This window comes from Niabella aquatica (assembly GCF_054779315.1).
The window spans coordinates 23,383-41,513 of the sequence record NZ_BAAGYM010000009.1; the positions used below are offsets into that span (position 1 = coordinate 23,383).

Annotated in this window: 13 protein-coding genes and 1 tRNA gene; 7 read left to right on the forward strand and 7 right to left on the reverse strand. The window is 41.8% G+C overall.

Annotated features, from left to right (window positions below; translation table 11 throughout):
* Nucleotides 1-165 precede the first annotated feature (165 nt).
* Entirely contained in the window at nt 166-1,692 is a 1,527-nt protein-coding gene (amaB, locus tag ACYVBM_RS09300) for an L-piperidine-6-carboxylate dehydrogenase (protein WP_460685375.1), read from the reverse strand.
* Between the two features lie 92 nt (nt 1,693-1,784).
* Between amaB and ACYVBM_RS09305 the strand changes: the two genes are divergently transcribed.
* Nucleotides 1,785-2,714, forward strand: coding sequence for an aspartate carbamoyltransferase catalytic subunit (locus ACYVBM_RS09305; protein ID WP_460685376.1), 930 nt, complete (start codon nt 1,785-1,787; stop codon nt 2,712-2,714).
* 89 nt (nt 2,715-2,803) lie between these two features.
* Nucleotides 2,804-3,292, forward strand: coding sequence for a pantetheine-phosphate adenylyltransferase (gene coaD, locus ACYVBM_RS09310; RefSeq protein WP_460685377.1), 489 nt, complete (start codon nt 2,804-2,806; stop codon nt 3,290-3,292).
* Nucleotides 3,293-3,782: 490 nt separating this feature from the next.
* Here coaD and ACYVBM_RS09315 read toward each other — a convergent pair whose 3' ends face one another.
* Together ACYVBM_RS09315 and ACYVBM_RS09320 are read right to left on the reverse strand one after the other, a co-directional pair.
* Nucleotides 3,783-5,606, reverse strand: coding sequence for an energy transducer TonB (locus tag ACYVBM_RS09315; protein ID WP_460685378.1), 1,824 nt, complete (start codon nt 5,604-5,606; stop codon nt 3,783-3,785).
* Nucleotides 5,607-5,610: 4 nt separating this feature from the next.
* Nucleotides 5,611-5,976 carry a BlaI/MecI/CopY family transcriptional regulator gene (locus ACYVBM_RS09320; RefSeq protein ID WP_460685379.1) on the reverse strand — a complete coding sequence of 122 codons (366 nt, stop codon included), beginning with the start codon at nt 5,974-5,976 and terminating at the stop codon, nt 5,611-5,613.
* Nucleotides 5,977-6,118: 142 nt separating this feature from the next.
* Between ACYVBM_RS09320 and ACYVBM_RS09325 the strand changes: the two genes are divergently transcribed.
* Entirely contained in the window at nt 6,119-6,808 is a 690-nt protein-coding gene (locus ACYVBM_RS09325) for a cell division ATP-binding protein FtsE (RefSeq protein ID WP_460685380.1), read from the forward strand.
* On the opposite strand, the gene ACYVBM_RS09330 is transcribed toward ACYVBM_RS09325, so the two are convergent.
* On the reverse strand, nt 6,789-7,889 hold the full coding sequence (locus ACYVBM_RS09330; protein WP_460685381.1) for a glycosyltransferase: 1,101 nt from the start codon (nt 7,887-7,889) through the stop codon (nt 6,789-6,791). The two genes, ACYVBM_RS09325 and ACYVBM_RS09330, sit on opposite strands and share 20 nt — an antisense overlap.
* 9 nt (nt 7,890-7,898) lie before the next feature.
* Between ACYVBM_RS09330 and ACYVBM_RS09335 the strand changes: the two genes are divergently transcribed.
* Nucleotides 7,899-8,102, forward strand: coding sequence for a hypothetical protein (locus ACYVBM_RS09335; RefSeq protein ID WP_460685382.1), 204 nt, complete (start codon nt 7,899-7,901; stop codon nt 8,100-8,102).
* A 159-nt stretch (nt 8,103-8,261) separates the two neighbouring features.
* Here ACYVBM_RS09335 and ACYVBM_RS09340 read toward each other — a convergent pair whose 3' ends face one another.
* The 3 genes from ACYVBM_RS09340 to ACYVBM_RS09350 all read right to left on the reverse strand — a co-directional run bounded on the left by ACYVBM_RS09340 (nt 8,262) and on the right by ACYVBM_RS09350 (nt 11,733).
* Complete coding sequence (locus ACYVBM_RS09340) at nt 8,262-10,913, reverse strand: TonB-dependent receptor domain-containing protein (protein WP_460685383.1); 2,652 nt, start codon at nt 10,911-10,913, stop codon at nt 8,262-8,264.
* A 148-nt stretch (nt 10,914-11,061) separates the two neighbouring features.
* Nucleotides 11,062-11,616 carry a DUF445 domain-containing protein gene (locus tag ACYVBM_RS09345; RefSeq protein WP_460685384.1) on the reverse strand — a complete coding sequence of 185 codons (555 nt, stop codon included), beginning with the start codon at nt 11,614-11,616 and terminating at the stop codon, nt 11,062-11,064.
* Nucleotides 11,617-11,659: 43 nt separating this feature from the next.
* A tRNA-His gene (locus ACYVBM_RS09350) sits at nt 11,660-11,733 on the reverse strand.
* Nucleotides 11,734-12,039: 306 nt separating this feature from the next.
* Here ACYVBM_RS09350 and ACYVBM_RS09355 point away from each other — a divergent pair.
* From ACYVBM_RS09355 to ACYVBM_RS09365, 3 genes are all read left to right on the forward strand, one after another.
* A complete protein-coding gene (locus tag ACYVBM_RS09355) occupies nt 12,040-14,163 on the forward strand; it encodes a carboxy terminal-processing peptidase (RefSeq protein WP_460685385.1) in 2,124 nt (707 codons plus the stop codon).
* 344 nt (nt 14,164-14,507) lie between these two features.
* On the forward strand, nt 14,508-17,009 hold the full coding sequence (locus ACYVBM_RS09360) for an SLBB domain-containing protein (RefSeq protein WP_460685386.1): 2,502 nt from the start codon (nt 14,508-14,510) through the stop codon (nt 17,007-17,009).
* Nucleotides 16,999-18,120: a GumC domain-containing protein gene (locus ACYVBM_RS09365; RefSeq protein WP_460685387.1), complete on the forward strand. Its 1,122-nt coding sequence runs from the start codon at nt 16,999-17,001 to the stop codon at nt 18,118-18,120. Before ACYVBM_RS09360 ends, ACYVBM_RS09365 begins: the two co-directional genes overlap by 11 nt.
* Nucleotides 18,121-18,131: the final 11 nt, after the last annotated feature.

Here is an 18,131-nt window from a genome sequence, read left to right on the forward strand (position 1 = left end):
CATCTGCCCACTGTCAACTTAGAACAATGCTCATTTTTCATTTGCCGAAAGCTAAAAATTTCGGCTTCTTGCTGCAGCCATCCCTGCATATTGATTATTGAAGTATTGAATATTACGTATTGCCATCTGACGTCTAAAGTCTATCAGCTTATGTCTATCAATGGATCACCCGATATTAAATTGAATGCCCTGTGCTAAGGGAAGCTCATGGCTATAATTGATGGTATTGGTTTGCCTGCGCATATAATTTTTCCAGGCATCGCTGCCGCTTTCGCGGCCGCCGCCGGTTTCCTTTTCTCCGCCAAAGGCACCCCCGATTTCAGCGCCGCTGGTGCCTATATTTACGTTGGCAATTCCACAATCGCTACCGGCATGTGAAAGAAACTGCTCTGCTTCGCGGAGGTTGTTGGTCATAATGGATGATGACAAGCCTTGTGGTACTTCGTTCTGGATAGCTATGGCCTCTTCAAGCGTTGTGTATTTCATGATATAAAGGATAGGAGCAAAGGTTTCTGTATGCACAACAGGGGAGTGGTGCGCTGTTTCGGCAATGCAGGGTTTTACATAGCAGCCGCTTTTATAGGTTTCGCCGGTCAGCACCCCACCTTCAACAATAAAATGGCCACCCTGATTCTTGCATAATCCGATGGCGTCCAGGTAAAGCTGTACTGCGTCCTGATCAATCAAAGGCCCCACATGGGTTTCGGAGTTTAACGGGTCGCCGATTTTTAGCTGGCTGTAGGCATTTACCAGTTTTTGCTTAAAACTATCATAGATGTTTTCATGAATAATGAGCCTTCTCGTAGTGGTGCATCTTTGACCGGCCGTACCAACTGCTCCAAAAACAGCGCCGGGAACAGCAATATTCAGGTCGGCATCTTTAGAAATAATAATGGCGTTATTGCCGCCCAGCTCAAGCAGAAAACGGCCCAGCCTTTGAGCTACATGAGCGGCTACAGCCTTTCCCATTCTGGTAGAGCCGGTAGCTGATACCAATGCGATCCTTTCATCTTTTGCGATCCATTCACCGGCATCGGCGCCACCAGCTATCAGGCAACTTACTCCTTCCGGAACCTGGTTGGCTGCAAATACTGCTGCAACAATTTTCTGACAGGCAACCGCGCATAAAGGGGTTTTTTCGGATGGCTTCCATATGCAGACATCGCCGCAAATCCAGGCCAGCATAGCGTTCCAGCTCCATACTGCAACCGGGAAATTAAACGCTGATATAATGCCCACCACACCCAGCGGATGATATTGCTCATACATTCTGTGTCCCGGCCGCTCACTGTGCATGGTAAAGCCATGTAATTGCCTGCTCAGCCCAACCGAAAAGTCGCAGATATCTATCATTTCCTGCACTTCACCTAACCCTTCCTGCAGGCTTTTGCCCATTTCGTAAGAAACCAGTTTGCCTAAAGCTTCTTTATGCATTCTCAATGCTTCGCCTATCTGCCGTACCACTTCCCCGCGTTTGGGAGCCGGCCAGAGCCGCCATTGTAAAAAAGCCTCCTGTGCTTTTTGTATTACTGCTTCATAATCATATTGATTGGTGATCTGTACTGAAGCGATCAGATGTCCGTTTACGGGGGAGAAAGAAGCTATCTTTTGATCACTGCCTTGTAGCCAGTTGCTCCCCGTGCCCGTACCGCTGTTTTCGCTTGTTATACCCAGTATTTGTAAAAAGTCCATCCCTTATCATTTAGTGCTATAAAGGTAGAGCCTACACAATATAAAACGATTTAATTGCACAATTAAATTGCTTACATTATCTTTGATTTTTAATGAAGCTTTCCACGCAACATTTGCTCGGTATAAAAGACCTCACTAGAGAGGATATTGCCCTTTTTTTAGATACAGCCACCCAATTTAAAGAAGTATTGCAGCGTCCTGTTAAGAAAGTACCTTCTTTACGTGATGTGACTATTGTAAACCTGTTTTACGAAAACTCAACCCGTACGCGCATATCCTTTGAGCTCGCTGAAAAGCGGTTATCGGCAGACACGATCAATTTTACAGCATCGGGATCTTCTGTTTCCAAGGGTGAGACCTTATTGGATACCGTAAATAATATTCTTTCTATGAAAGTGGATATGGTAGTGATGCGGCATAGTGCCAGCGGAGCTCCGCATTTCCTGGCGCAGCATATACCTGCAGCTATTGTAAATGCGGGAGATGGCATCAACGAACATCCCACACAGGGATTGCTGGACGCTTTCTCTATCCGTGAAAAAGCGGGAAAACTGGAAGGAGCCAAAGTGGCCATTATCGGAGATATTACCCATAGCCGGGTGGCCATGAGCAATATGTACCTGCTTAAAAAAATGGGAGCAGAAGTAACACTCTGCGGGCCCCCTACTTTGATTCCCAAATATGCCAGGGAAGCTTTTGGCGTAAATGTGAGCTACAACCTTGAAGAAACCTTAAACTGGTGTGATGTGGCCAATGTGCTGCGGATTCAGCTGGAAAGGCAGAACCAGGTATTATTTTCTTCGCTGCGGGAGTATAACCTGAGCTATGGCATCAGCCGCAAGCTGTTGGAAAGCCTGAAAAAAGATGTGGTAATTATGCACCCGGGCCCCATCAACCGTGGAGTAGAGCTCGATAGCGATGTAGCAGATAGCGGCCAGTCTATTATTTTACAACAGGTCGAAAATGGTGTGGCCATAAGGATGGCAGTGCTATATTTGCTGTCGAATAAAAACAGTTCATAGCGTATAGTTCATGGTTCATAGATTTAGAGACTTCTAAAATAAGTGTTCGCTGTGAACCAAGAACAATTAACCATCAACGTAAATACTACATGCCCGACAAAATTTGTCTTTTTCCCGGAACTTTTGACCCTATAACATTGGGGCACGAAGATATCATAAACCGTGCTATTCCGCTATTTGATAAAATTGTGGTTGGTATAGGCTTTAACACATCTAAAAAACCTATGTTTTCTACTTCGCAAAGGCTGCAGTGGATCAAGGATATTTACGGACACTCGTCGCAGGTGGAAGGCGCTGTTTATGAAGGGCTTACCGTGAATTTCTGTCAGAAGATCGGTGCGCAGTTTATTTTGAGAGGTATTCGTTATGTAAGTGATTTTGAGTATGAAAAAACGATTGCAGATGCTAACCGGGCGCTCGATAAAAATATCGAAACCATATTTTTAACCGGGGAACCCAAATACACTTCGGTAGCTTCTACAATTGTTCGCGATATTATTAAGAACGGCGGCGATGCCAGCCCTTTTCTTCCTCAGGCGGTTTGGAGTTCACTTCAAACCATTCCTTTGTCGGGATGATCGTGATGAAGTGTATGGATCAGGGTTACATTTTTTTATATTTAGCCCAGAACTCAATCACATACACAGTGTCTTTTTGAAAATTATTTATAGAAGTCCCTTTTAATCAGCTCTTCACTTTTAATGGCGGCGCTTTATCCCCAATATTAAGCGACGGATAGCTCTGAGCTTGTGCGGTAACTACAAAGGGTCTTCCTGAAAATTCGAGGGCGTTGAGAATTGCATATTTCAAAACACATCGAACCGATATTGGGAATTTTTAATTCTCCAGCCACTTAAAAAACACTTTTCGTTGTTTTTTAAGGTCTAACCATCAATTAGTTGAAAATCAATGTTGCCTCAAAATAGCCGTTTTTACGGGAAAAGGCTCATTTTACGACCATCAAAACCTCTTGAAACTTAATGCTGGCGCGCGTTTCCCATTTTCAGGTAAACCGTACAAAGGCAAACACTGAAAGTAGCAGAACGTAATATCGCATAATATTATTAGTTATTTTTTTATTACCTCTGTTATTTGAAAAGTAATCGGCTGCTTATGGTAAGCTTTTACCTCCCTTCCGTTTTGAATGGCAGGCTTCCATTTATTAGATTTTTTAATAAACCTTATCGCTTCTTCCTCCATTCCGTAGCCGTGGTTTGTAACAGCCTTTACGTCAGATATGTTTCCTGCCCTATCTACAATAAATTGTACAATAGTAGTATAGTTTCCCGGAGGGGCGCCGTTATCAACAGCAACTTGTCCGTTCAGGTTTCTTTCAAGAAAACTGCGCCAGTTACCGGGATATGAAGGAGCTATTTCAACCCTGGTAAAAATTTCTTCGTCCTGCAAAACACGTTCTGCCGCGGCGGATACAGCCTTGTTTTTATTTGCTCTTACTACCTGGAAATTGATGGGCTGTATACGATACGATTTTACAGCTTTGGCTTCTCCGCCTTCTTTATTATTTAAAGCCGGGCGCCAATCAGGCGATTTCTGTATTACTCTTATTACTTCTTCTTCCATTCCGTAACCTTCATTGGTCAATGGCTGGATGTCCGAAATTTTTCCATCTTCATTAATAGTGAACCGCACCAATACTTCATAGTTACCGGCAGGTGCACCTTTTTCAGTAGGTATTTGCCCGTCTATATTCCGCTCTATAAAGTTACTCCAATTGCCGGGGAAAGCTGCATCCACATCAATTTTAGTTTCACCTTCTTTGAGTAGGCGTTTAGGCGCTTCTTTTTCTGAATAACCAGTGACTGTAATAGGATTCAATTTTCTGTATCTCCCTGTAGCTGTTACATATTCGGCCGATATTTCTTTTCCGGCGGCATTGATCTTTTTAGGTGTGGTGTCTTTTTTTTCTGAAATATCTGCAAGAGAAATTATGTCATTTTTAAAAACGGGACCGTCTTCTCCTCCCAGGCTGATTTTCTTGTTCGCTATTTCAGGAAGCACAGCTACCACTTCCTTAATTTCTTTTTTATAGTTAAATCCAAATAGCGCAATAACGATCGCTGCTATGGGTAACACCAACAATTTTCTCAGCCATTGGTACTGTGGCTTTTTAGATGATAATAACATGGCAATTCTTCTTTTTAACTGGTTCTGAAAAAACGGGTTGACTAACTGAAGCTGACGGCCTCTCAATGCCTGCAGCAATAAAATTTCTGCATATGCGTATATATCCTGCCCTTTGGTGGCATGGTTATCTGCTAAAAATTCCTGTATGGTTTTAAGCTCTTTGCGGTATAAATAAAAGAACGGGTTGAACCAGCAAACGCAAAGCACTATTTCTGTAAAAATGAGATCCCGGCTGTGTTTGCTGCGGATGTGGTACATTTCATGTTTGAAAATCTGCTCGCCTTCGGTGGATTGCAAAACTGTACGGGTATTCCAGAACAACCATTTGAAAAATGAGAATGGTGCGTCTGCATGAGTGGTACTGATGAACTGGATGTCTTCTATGGATTCCGTTACAGAATTTTTTTTGATACGGATGATTCTTTTTATGCTTAGAGCAAGCCTAATTAGCAAAAACAGCACTATCAAACTATAGAGTATATATAGTAGGAAAGAGGGATTCCATCCTGCCCTGGCAGTAATCACTATATTTTCTCCTGTGCTTACAAAAAGATACACAGGGGTGGCGCGCTCTTCTGTTTGTAACAGCACGGGTATTTTTATTACTGGCAGAACCAGGCTTACGGCAATGGAAAACAGCAGGTAAAAGCGGTTATACTGGTGGAATCGCTCATTTCTTAAGAAGAAATGGTAATAACCGTACAGAATACCGGAGCAAGCGATCATTTGCAATAAATAAGTAAGCATAGGTTTATTTTTTTTGTTGTTTTTTGATTTGTTGTAACAAACCTTCCAGCTCCTCCACGCTTAAATTATTTTCCTTTACCATAAACGATATGATATTGGTGAATGAACCTTCAAAGTATCCCTTTACCATCTGCTTTATGGTTTTACCGGAATAAGCTTCCTTACTTACAGCCGCAGCGTACTGATGTTGCCGCCCGAATACATTTACGGTAACAAATTCTTTCTCCACCAGTATCTTTAAAATGGTAGCTACTGTGTTCTGGTGGGGCTTTGGTTCTGGCATGGCATCGAGTACCTCTCTTAAAAACTGTGGGCCGTTGTCCCATAAAATGTGCATGATCTGTTCTTCGGCTTTTGTTAATTGTTTCATTCTCTATTTTTACAGAAGGCAATTTAAAACTAATTTTTTAGTTTACAAACTATTTTTTTAGTTTAATAAGTCTGTAGGTTTCAAAAACCTTATAGATCTAAATTATTTGCCTTATTTTGCAACCCTTACAATTATAAAGATCATGCAGCAGCCGATTATAGAAATCAGTAACGCGAATATTTACCAGGGCGATAATTTAGTGTTGAAAGAAGTAAACCTTACTGTGAGAGAGGGAGAATTTGTGTACCTGGTAGGAAGAACAGGAACAGGAAAGTCGAGCCTGCTGAAAACTTTATATGGCGATTTGCTTTTATCAGAAGGCGACGCTGTGGTTGCCGGCCACCAGCTGAAAAATATGCACTGGCGGGATGTGCCTTTTCTGCGTCGTAAGCTGGGTGTGGTATTCCAGGACTTCAGATTGCTGACAGACAGGAACGTGGCCGATAACCTGAAATTCGTTTTAAAAGCTACCGGCTGGAAAGATAAGAAAGAGATGGACTATAAAGTCAGTGAAGTATTGGAACAGGTAGGCCTGAAGCATAAAGCACTGAAAATGCCTTTTGAAATGAGCGGGGGAGAGCAGCAGCGTGTAGATATTGCCCGTGCTTTGCTAAACAGTCCTAAGCTTATTCTGGCTGATGAGCCAACGGGAAACCTTGATCCGGTTACAACAGATGAGATCATGAACCTTCTTTTATCCATCGCTAAAAAAAGCAATGCCGCTATTGTTATGGCTACCCATGATTATGCGGTAGTTAAAAAGTATCCTGCAAGACTTATTAAAACTGAAGATGGCAGGGTGATCGACCATGCTACCATAGATAATCTATAAACTGCAGGATATTTTTGTCGTTATTATAAGTGTCTCCCAATAATCTTTTCCGGAGATTTACTTCTTCTTCCTCAAAATGTAAATAATAAAGCTGGGAAATAATAGAGGCGATCGCATTGGCCGTAGTACCAATATGGCACGCGTCTTTTAAACCTGTTCCTTCTACCATGACCGGTGTGGTTACACAATGCCTTCCTTTATATAAAGCATGCAGTAATTTAATTCGCACACCGGTAATATTTTTATTAAAACCGGGCAGAATATTAATGTGTGCTTTTTGTACAAGATCTTCCATTTCCCGTTCGCAGGGATTGCTTACCAGGCAGGTATTCTGGCATAAGCCTGCTGCTTTTTGTATGCTTTTGGGTGGATTTTTTCCTGCAATGACAAATGGGATTCTGACCATGTTAAATACATTGCTCAGAAGCCATAAAGCTGCTTTTTCGGTATCCGGGTTGGCCAGGTTACCATGAAAGAGACAGAGGCTGCCCATACCTGCCGCACAATCTACCGTTTGCCAGGTAGGGAAGATAGGAATGGTTTGTACATTACTGAGACCGAGGTTTGCAAAGCTGTCCCTGTCATCGTCAGATACACAGGCATACAGGCAATCATCGGGTAATGTAGAAGTGTATTTTTTAGTCAACAGGCTTTCTGCAAGGTAAAAGGTCTTCTTTGCAGGATTAAACGTGCAGCGGGCCATTTCCCGATAATGAACAGAGGCGTCGTTGTGCATGCGCACACATATTTTGCGGTCTTTCTGGTTAATATGGTTAATAATGCCGGTAGTGTGCAGCCCTTCCAGTAACACAGGGTGATGATCTTTGTTGATATTTTCAACAAGGGTATCGTTGCACCGGCAGTTAACAAAATAAGGAGCACTCAGCGACAGGCAGTCCATGGCGTCTTTTCTTTCATAGGATTGTACCGTTTCGCAGTATTTGTTTAACTCCGGTGAGTGACATTTTTCACCAAGCCTGAAATAGTGCAAATGTATTTTGATCCCCTTTTTATGAAACGCCTTGATGCGGTTCATCATGTCAATAGCATCGCCACAGTCAGCAGGACATGGTGCGTTCAAACATACAATATGCAAATAACGGCTCAAAATAGTATTACCACTTCAATTGAAAGGGCACATAAAATTTTCCAGGTGTTGCTGTCGGTCAAAAAACGGAACAGTGGCAGCATAGCCATTGTTGATACTTTCACCAACAACAATGCGAAAAGTTTTATGTACAATCTAAAAATTCAGCAACAGTACGCCGGTAGCGTTGCCGGTTATCTTCATTAAAACATCAGGCACGCATAATTGTTCGGCGTATAAAATATTAAATATAGCATGTTGAATTTTAATGCTTCTGTGCAGGAGCTTAAAGCATAAGGCCGGAGGCTGGTTGAATCTGATCTCTGTTTTCAGACTTTCCAACCTCCGGACTTTTCGCGATTTCATCTATTGTGGCATACCCTGCATACCACCCTGCATACTTTCCTGCTCAGCCTTTAAGTTTTTACGCTTGAGTAATGACGCATCGAATTTTCCGAACCTGTAAGAAAAATTAATGCTGAAAAACTGCTGGTCACGCACGCGGTATTGATGCTGGTTAAAGAACCCTGCGGATGTGTACACATCATTAACACGGGTTTTGAGAATATCACTGCCGCTTAAAGTAATGGAAGCGGCTTTATTTTTCAGGAATTCATATTTTAAAGCTACATCAATCCCGTAAGTAGGCATGCTGTAGCCCTGTGCATTTCCACTTACATTACCGCCAAAACCACCGCGGCCACCTCCGCCTCCGCTGCTGGCGCCTGAACCTCCGGGAGCTAATACTGTTTTGGAATTATAATCTCCGGACAGTTGTAAAGTAAAGTTTTTGGGTAGTTTAAACGTGTTGTTGATCTTCGCAAACCAGCTATACATTTGCCCGGCCGTTGTAATGGAAGGGTCATCAATACTGATCTTTGAAGTATATATATTCAGGTTGCTGGTTATATCCCACCATTTGGCCGGTGCATTTTTAGCTACTGCTTCAAAACCTCCCACGTAGCTGGAGTTAGCATTGATATAGGTATTTACAATCACCAACTGGTTAGTAAGCGGGTTGGTTTCCTGCGATTGATACCTGGTGATTAAACCGGTCGTATTTTTATAATAAACCGACAAAATAAGATTATTGACCCTGTCAAAATTCTTTGAATAGGATAATTCAAGAGAATTGGTGAATTCGGGCTTCAGGTTAGGATTACCCCTGCTCAGGTTCAGTGAATCTGAATAGTCTACAAAAGGAAATAGCTGGAAAAATCCGGGCCTGTTGATGCGGCGGCTGTAATTCAGTTGCAACTGCTGATCATCACCCAGGTCCTGCGACAAAAATATGCTGGGGAACAGGCTAACAGGGTAGGAGATGCTAAAGTTTGAAATGGTGTCTTTAGTTCCGCTGCCGCTTCTTACGGTATTATATACGGTGCCTTTATAGTCTGAGCTTTCCAGACGTAAGCCTAACTGGTAGCCAAATTTTTGCCCGATCTTGCTGGAAAAAGTAGCATAGCCTGCATAGATCTGGTCTTCGTAATTAAATTTAGAAGATAACAGCGGCTGGGGTATTAACACATTACCCTGGCTTACGAGGTTATAAATATTTTCGCTTGATGTTTTTGTTTGATTAAAGCGTACGCCAGCTTCCAGCTTCGATTTCTCTGAAAGGGGGTTCGTATAATCCATCTGTGCATTGATCCTTTCATTGTTCCCATTTCCATTTTGCTGCTGTTTGCTGGTGCTGGTCAGCGGGCCACTGCTTACCAGGTAATTATTATTGGTAATAAGGTTCACATTTTCATTCCTGCTTTTATTGTATTGTCCGTCTATAGTAAGCTGGTGATTGGTTTTAGGGAAATTATGAACAAACCCGAGTGCAGCCCCTTTCATATTAAATTGAAAATTTGAGTTTGCTGTACGCAAAATCCTAGATTGCATATCACTGGTGCCTGCAACAGTATCAATTTTAATAGTACTGTTGGTAAGGTTCTCAAATTTTCCGTCAACCATCATACCTGAAAGGGTAAGGGTATTCCTGTTATCCAGGAAATAGTCAAACCCCGCCCTGCTGAACAGGAAACGTCCGTCGCCAACCGCCCGGTCTGTCTGGCGGAGGTTTATAGTAGTGTCTTTTAAAAAGGTAGAACGTTCGGTGGTGCCATCTGATATGGTTTTGCGCTGGTTAAAGCCCAGGTTGGCAAACACGTTGAACTTACCCTGGCGAATATTAATATTGCCTCCAAGGTTATACCGTCCGCGCTCATCTATTCCCGCCCGTAAAGAACCATTATATCCTACTGTTCTTGTTTTTTTTAATACGATATTTAAGATGCCGGCTGTACCCCCGGAGGCATCATATTTTGCTGAAGGATTGGTAATTACTTCCACGCTGGCGATCTGGTCTGCCGGTATCTGGTCCAATGTAAGAGTGGTAGGTCTGCCATCTACGAAAATTTGCGGGCTGGCGTTTCGTACGCTTATATTGCCGTCAATATCCACATTCACAGAAGGAACATTCTTCAAAACATCAGTAGCCGTTCCACCGGCGGAAGTAAGGTTATTTTCAACATTATAAATTTTCCTGTCGATTCCCAGCTGCATTGCCGGTTTAGATGCCGTAACGGTAACGTTAGACAGTACTTCAACATCGGGTGCTAACCGTATATTACCCAGATCCTTATCTAAAGCGCCCAGCAGGGCACTCATATCTTTCGCACCATTAGCCAAAGCCTTCCTGTCAATAAACGAAAAAGGCCTGGAATAGCTTTTATGCCCAAGGCCCGAGATCTCTAGCTGATACTGCCCCATAGCCGGTATACCCTCAATCCTGAAGTTCCCGTTAGCTGATGCAAGCGCACCGCTTACGACTACTTTTTTTGGTTTTTGGGTAGCCGAATCCATTTTTGTCTGAAACAGGCGTATAGTGGCAGCATCAATAGGTTTACCCGCAACCGAGTCTATCACTTTACCATAAATTGCACCAGTGGGCATCTGCCCATTATTTGTTCTTTGGGCCATTATTATATTCGAAAGCAACAAAACCAGTCCTGTAAAAATATATCGCATTTTAAAAAATTTAGGGTTTGACGCGAAAAACCGCCATAACTTGTACATCAGTTATAAAATAACAGAGGAACAGTTCATAGATAAAGGATATTGGAAATAGACCATTAATTTCCGGGGTTCCTGTATCTTAACCTTTTAGCCTGCCGATTTAAGAAAGCAAATAGAATAAAAGCAGGTTGATCCAACCAATTATAAAACCGGTTAAAATACCCATGTACCCAAATTTCAGGATTGTTCCTGACAGCTCTTTTTTCAGCAGGTTGGTCAGGTCTGTTTTATTCAGCTCGTTTCTTATGATGGTATCAATATGAAAAGATCCTTTAAAGTCGGCTATCATATTGTCCATAACCCTGGGAAAGAGTGCTTTAAGCTGAGTGATAAACACCTCTTTTATTTTATCGGTTGTTTTATTGCCTACAAACATAGCCAGCATAGGTATTTCCTGAGGCAGCTTTACAGACAGGAACTCATCAATATGAGCTTCTATCATGGGCATAGCTTTTTCTATTAGGGCCGGGCTGCTTATTTTTTCTTCTATTGAAGCAAAGGGGAGAATAGATTGTATTTGTGCGCCCAATGCTGTTGCAATCTTATCTTTTTTCGCAGGCAGGTAGCTATACAAAAAATAGTTACCTGAAAAAATATGGAGCAGCCATCCTATACAGGCAGAGATAAGCGGGATTAAAAATAACCAGGAGTTCATAGAGAGTATTATAAAAAAACCCTGAACATTTATTCAGGGTTTGGGTGGCTAACCGGGCTCGAACCGGCGACCCTCAGAACCACAATCTGATGCTCTAACCAACTGAGCTACAACCACCATTTTAAGGGCTGCAAATGTACATAAAAAAAACAGAAAATAAGAATTTTTACAGAAAAACTTTGATGTCTGCATTTTAGATGACTTTGATTTGGGATGATGCAAAATTCTTATCCGATGGAAGGATCGTTCTCTTTTCATTTTTGCAGAACAAATTCATACTAATTGAAGAAAGTTGTAATATATATTGCAGTTTTTTCAAATTTTTATCAAAAACATTTCAAAATGTTTGCTTAAATGCAACTATAAGCAGCAGATAAGCGTTATTTTTGAGGGGTGCATAAAATTATAAAATACATATTTAATATGAAGAGATTGCCGTTTTTGTTATTGTTGGTTATTGTGGCCGGATCGTTCTTTGCTTTCAAAAACAAAATCATTCCTAATAATGCAGCTGTAGGAAAATATGAACTGATTATGCAAATGGTGTCCAAACTGCTTTCACAGGCGCATTATGATCCTAAAACGATCAATGATGAATTCTCGGAAAAAGTTTTTAATAAATATCTTGAAGATCTTGATCCTAAAAAGAATATCTTTTTAAAAAGAGATGTAGATTCCCTTGCTGCATTATACGCCAAACGTATCGATGATGAACTACAGGGAGCCACTGTTGAAAGTTTCATTGGTATTTCAAAAGTATTTGATAAAAGAATTGCAGAGTCTGCCGAATGGAAAAAGCAATTGCTGGCACAGCCCTTCAATTTCACTATAAATGAATCTGCGGAACTTAATGGTAAAAAAATAGCCTACCCGGTTACACAGGAAGAGCGCATGGACAGGTGGAGAAAAATGCTCAAATATTATGCTTTAGAGCGATACGTAGATTTCCAGGAAGCTAAGGGCTCCATAAAATCGGTAAAAACAGATACTCAGCTGGAAAAAGAGGCCAGGGAAAAGGTAGATACGATGATAACGCGTATGTTCGACCGGTATAAAGTGAAGTTTACGGAAGAAGATAAATTCAATCTTTTTGTAGACAATATCACTACGGCTATGGACCCGCATACGGAGTTTTTTCCGCCTGCAGATAAAAGTTATTTTGATGAAGAGCTCAGCGGCAGCTTTTTTGGCATAGGGGCCGGCCTCCAGTACACAGAAGGTTTGATTAAAATTATCAGCATCAATGTAGGAAGCCCTGCTGCCAAATCGGGAGTTCTTGCGCCCGGTGATATTATTACCAGGGTGGCCCAGGGAAAGGACGGGCAGCCTGTAGATATGCTGGGGTATGATGTTCAGGATGCCGTAAAGCTGATCAGGGGAAAGCAGGGTACTATTGTCAGGCTTACCATTAAGAAGCCTGACGGTAATGTAAAAGAAGTGTCGCTGGTAAGAGAGAAAATTGAAAACGATATTGATACTTATGCCCGGAGCGCCATCATCAGGGATAGCATTAAAAATACCAAGATAGGTATTATTTACCTGCCTGAGTTTTATACGCCTTTCCAGGATCCCAGTGGCAGGAGAAGTTTTACAGATGTCGCCAGGGAAGTACAGAAGCTCAAAGATGAGCATGTAGATGGTATTATCATGGATTTGCGACGCAATGGCGGAGGTTCTTTATATGATGTTGTGCAAATGGTAGGGTTGTTTATTAAAGACGGGCCTGTAGTACAGGTAAAGGACCGGGTTTCGGGGCCCCAGGTGTTAAAAGATGAAGATCCGTCGGTTTTATATACCGGGCCGCTGGCGGTGATGGTAGATGAGTTCAGTGCTTCGGCGTCAGAAATTTTTGCTGCTGCTATTCAGGATTATAAAAGAGGCATTGTAATCGGCAGCACTTCCACTTACGGAAAAGGTACTGTACAGCAAAATATAGGTTTGGATCATTCCGGCTTTAAAAGAGATGGAGATGGCGATCTGGGTGCAGTAAAGTTGACACTAAGAAAATTTTACCGTGTTAGCGGCGGTTCTACGCAATTGAAAGGAGTAGAATCTGATATTGTACTGCCCAGCCAGATGGAACCCCTAAAGCTCAGGGAGAAAGATAATGAATATGCCCTGCAATACGATGAGATTTCCAAATCCAACTATACGCCCTGGAATTCGGCTTACGACATTAATACATTAAAAAAACTAAGCGAAGAGCGCCTTTTAAGAGACAGTTCTTTCCAGATCATAAAAAGAAACAGTACCTGGCTGGCTAATGAAAACGAAAGAAGTTACCCGCTCAATATTGACCAGTATAAAGCCGAGAAAAAAAGCATCAAAGTAAAAGCGGATCAGATCATTGCGGCACAAAAGCTGAAAAGCAATCTCAATGTATCATTATTACCCATGGAGCTCGATAAGTTCAGCGATGATAAAAACAAGCAGGAGCGGTTAAAGCTTTGGATCAAGGGGCTTAGTGAAGACATTTACCTCCGCCAGGCAGAGCTGGTAATGGACGATATGATCTCGGAAAGCAAAAATGTTGCTGTGGTTAATTAGTTAGAAAGCTGGAGTACTCGGAGTTGGGGTATTTATAGTTTCTGGTTTCAGGCTATTCGTTAAATTTAGTGTTTGTTGCTGATTTAATTACTATTTTACCTTTAATTAGAAGTTGCTGGTTTAAAGTCTGGAAGTCAATGATCTGGAACTGATTATAAACCCGTGTGCATCTTTGCCTTTATGCTCCAGCGTCTGACCCTCCGGATGTGTTAACATTTTAGTACAACCAGTAACCGGTGTCATCCAATCAACTTCTTCAACAAAAAAATGCAGATTAACCGGCTTACTCCCTAAATTTGCACACTATTTGTGTATCACAAGCCGTCCTTAATCTTATGATAAATATGAATTTGAAGAATATCTCGAAATTTGCAGTTGGGGTGATTTACTGTTTATTAATATTTGTAGGAGGAGTGAATGCTCAGAATGAACCGCCTACAGCACCCAAACAAAAAGAAGGCACCCAATCCCCAGTTACAAGTGATGTAAGCAACATAAAGGTAGATAATATGTCTGATGCCCAGGTGAGGCAAATGATGCAGCGCATGGGCGAATCCGGAATGACCGAAAGCCAACTGGAAGCTGCCGCAAAGGCAAGGGGCATGGACGCTATGGAAATTCAGAAATTTAAAGACAGGGCGGCCAAACTGAAAGCGCAAAAGGACACTGGTGCAGAAAATGAAGAAGGCGAGCGGCAGGAGGAAGAAGATGCTGAAAAAGGTAAAACAGCACAGACCACCGCTCCTCCTCCATCCAGGATATTCGGATCTCAGTTATTCAGCACCGGCTTTGAATCTTTCGAGCCCAATTTGCGAATGGCAACTCCGGCCAACTATACGATTGGCCCGGATGATGTGCTGTTGCTGGATCTTACCGGTGATAATGAAGCCCATTATAAGTTGCCTGTATCTCCCGAAGGTTTTATCAGTCTTGAATATGTTGGGCGTGTTGCAGTTGGAGGGCTAACCATTGAGCAAGCCAAGCGTAAATTGCAGTCCACCATGTCGGCCACTTATCCGGCTCTGAGAAGCGGCCGCAGCCAGATCGCTTTAAATGTAGGGAATATAAGGAGTATTAAAGTGGTTATAAACGGAGAGGTAACGAAGCCTGGAACTTATACACTTCCTTCTGTAGCCAGCGTATTTAATGCGTTGTATGCATCAGGAGGGCCTAATCAAAATGGTTCTTTCAGGAATATACAGGTGATTCGTGGAAATAATGTAATTGCAACGGTTGATCTGTATGATTTTTTAATCAACGGTATCCAAACCGGTAATGTGAGGCTTGAAGATCAGGATGTGATTCATATCCCGGTTTATCAGATCAGGGTGGATGTTTTAGGTGAGGTAAAAAGATCTGCGATTTATGAAATCCGGTCTGGCGAGTCGCTTGTGGATGTGTTACGTTATGCAGGCGGCTTCTCAGATATGGCATATAAAGCAAGAGTGAAGATTGTCCAGAATACAGCCAATGCACAAAAGATTATCGTGAAGCCCCTGGTAGAGTTCCCGGACTATATGCCCAAAAATGGGGATAAGGTTTTTGTAGACCCGATATTTGAACGGTTTGAGAACAAAGTACAAATAAATGGTGCGGTTACTCGCCCCGGCACATTTGAGTATACGCCCGGACTTAAGCTTACACAACTTATACAACAGGCGGATGGGCTAAGCCCCGATGTATTCATGAACAGAGGGTATATTGTCCGTTTAAACCCGGATAATACCAGCTCCATTATTCCTTTTGATGTGGCGCAGGTATTAAAAGGGGGTGCTTCTGATATCGCTCTGCAAAAAGATGATATGGTGCAGGTTACGTCCATTTTTGATCTGAGAGATGAACAAACAGTAACTATAAACGGTGAAGTAAGAACACCCGGAACTTTCGGTTATATGGATAATATGACCGTGGCTGATGTAATACAAATGGCAGGTGGTTTTAAACCGGGTGGAAGCCCTATGAACATAGAAGTGTCGCGCCGGATAAAAGGAACCGATCTTACTCAAAAGAACGCAGCAGTGGCTGAAGTCTTTAACGTAAATGTAGATGACAGTCTTCGTGTAAGTGATATCGGGTTTAATTTAAAGCCTTTTGATATTGTATCAATAAGGCCCATCGAAGGCTATACCGGGCAGCAGCAGGTGCAGGTTTTAGGGGAGGTATTGCGCCCAGGCATTTATACCATACAGTCAAAAAATGAACGTATTTCCGATATTATTAAAAGGGCAGGAGGATTGACTGCTTTTGCGTATGCGAAAGGAGCTTCTTTAAAGCGCCCTGCTTCTATAACAAATGATGCGGAGGAAGAAAGGATCAGGATCCTGAACCTGGAGCGCCTCAAACAAACGGGAGCAGACGATTCGACTACAAAGGCAAATCTTTACCTCTCTAACGTTGCTTCCGACCTTGTTGGTATAGAGCTCGATAAAATTATGGAAGCTCCGCAGTCGCGCTACGACCTTATTGTTGAGGTAGGGGATATTATCCGGGTCCCTACTCTGCTGCAAACCGTAAAAGTAACCGGAGAAGTGCTGCGCCCCATTTCTGTGGTGTATAAGCCCGGCAAACCCTTTAAATATTATATCAACAGCGCTGGCGGGTTTACAAGAAGTGCTTATAAACGGGGTTCCTTTATCAGCAATGCCAATGGTTCGGTAATGGGAACTACAAAGGTTTTGTTTTTTAATAATTATCCTGCTGTTACACCGGGATCGGAAATATCTGTTCCTCAAAAGGTAAAGAAAGAAGGAATGTCGGCTCAGGGCTGGTTCGGTATTGGCACGGCCGCCGCATCAATTGCGGCCATCATATTTGCCATATTAAATAATAGTGGTAATGGACAATAACATGCAGGAAAAAGACTACCATAATAAAAATTTTCAAATGGAAACTTCATTTGAGGGATCATCGTTTGAAGAGCTGATACTTGAAACGCGGGACTGGATGCGATATTTGCTATCGAAAATTTATTTGATTTCTGTTTTTGGTATTTTAGGTGCAGCATTGGGCTTTGTTTATGCATATAGTAAGAAACCCACTTATAAAGCTAAAACGAGTTTTGTATTAGAAACAAATAATCGTAATTCTTTAGCTGCTTACGCAAACGTTGCTGCTACCTTTGGAATTGATTTGGGAAACACAGGTGATGGTCTTTTTCAGGGAGAGAACATTTTGGAACTTTATCGCTCCCGAACCATGATAAGTAATGCGCTTTTAGCTCCTTATAATTTTAACGGGGAACAACAATTATTAGTAGACCGTTATATCGACTTTAATAAGTTAAGAGAAAGATGGGAAAGAAAGTTTTTTCGAAAAAAGATAAGGTTTCGTGCAGAAAATATTTATCCCGATAGCGAACTACAGTTATTGCATGATAGTATTATGACCCGGATTGTAAAAGATATCAACAAGAACTATCTTCGCGTAGAGAAACGCGATAAAAAATTAAATATAATAACTGTAACCGTAGATTCTCCGGATGAGCTTTTTGCTAAGTTTTTTAACGAGAGCCTCGTTCAAAATGTAAATAAATTTTATCTTACAACCAAGACAAAAAAATCCCAGGAAAATGTTTCCATTTTACAGCAGAAAGTAGATTCTGTAAACAGAATTATGACTGGCGCAATTTATACTGCTTCATCTATTGCTGATGCCACGCCCAATCAAAATCCCACCCGGATGACACAGAGATTAGCCCCGATTCAATCAGCTACAGCAAAGGCCGAGGTGAATCAGGAAATACTTTCTACATTGGTACAGAATTTAGAGTTAAGCAAAATTTCTCTTTTAAAAGAAACACCTTTAATACAAATCGTGGATGCGCCAGTATTGCCCTTAGATAAACAACGTGTTGGAAAGCTTTTCGGGTTAATTGTTGGCGGTGCTATCGGCAGTTTATTAATTATATTATTTTTGAGTATTAGTCGAAAAGTACGTTTAGCGTTAAGTAAAGAATAAGATTTTCATTT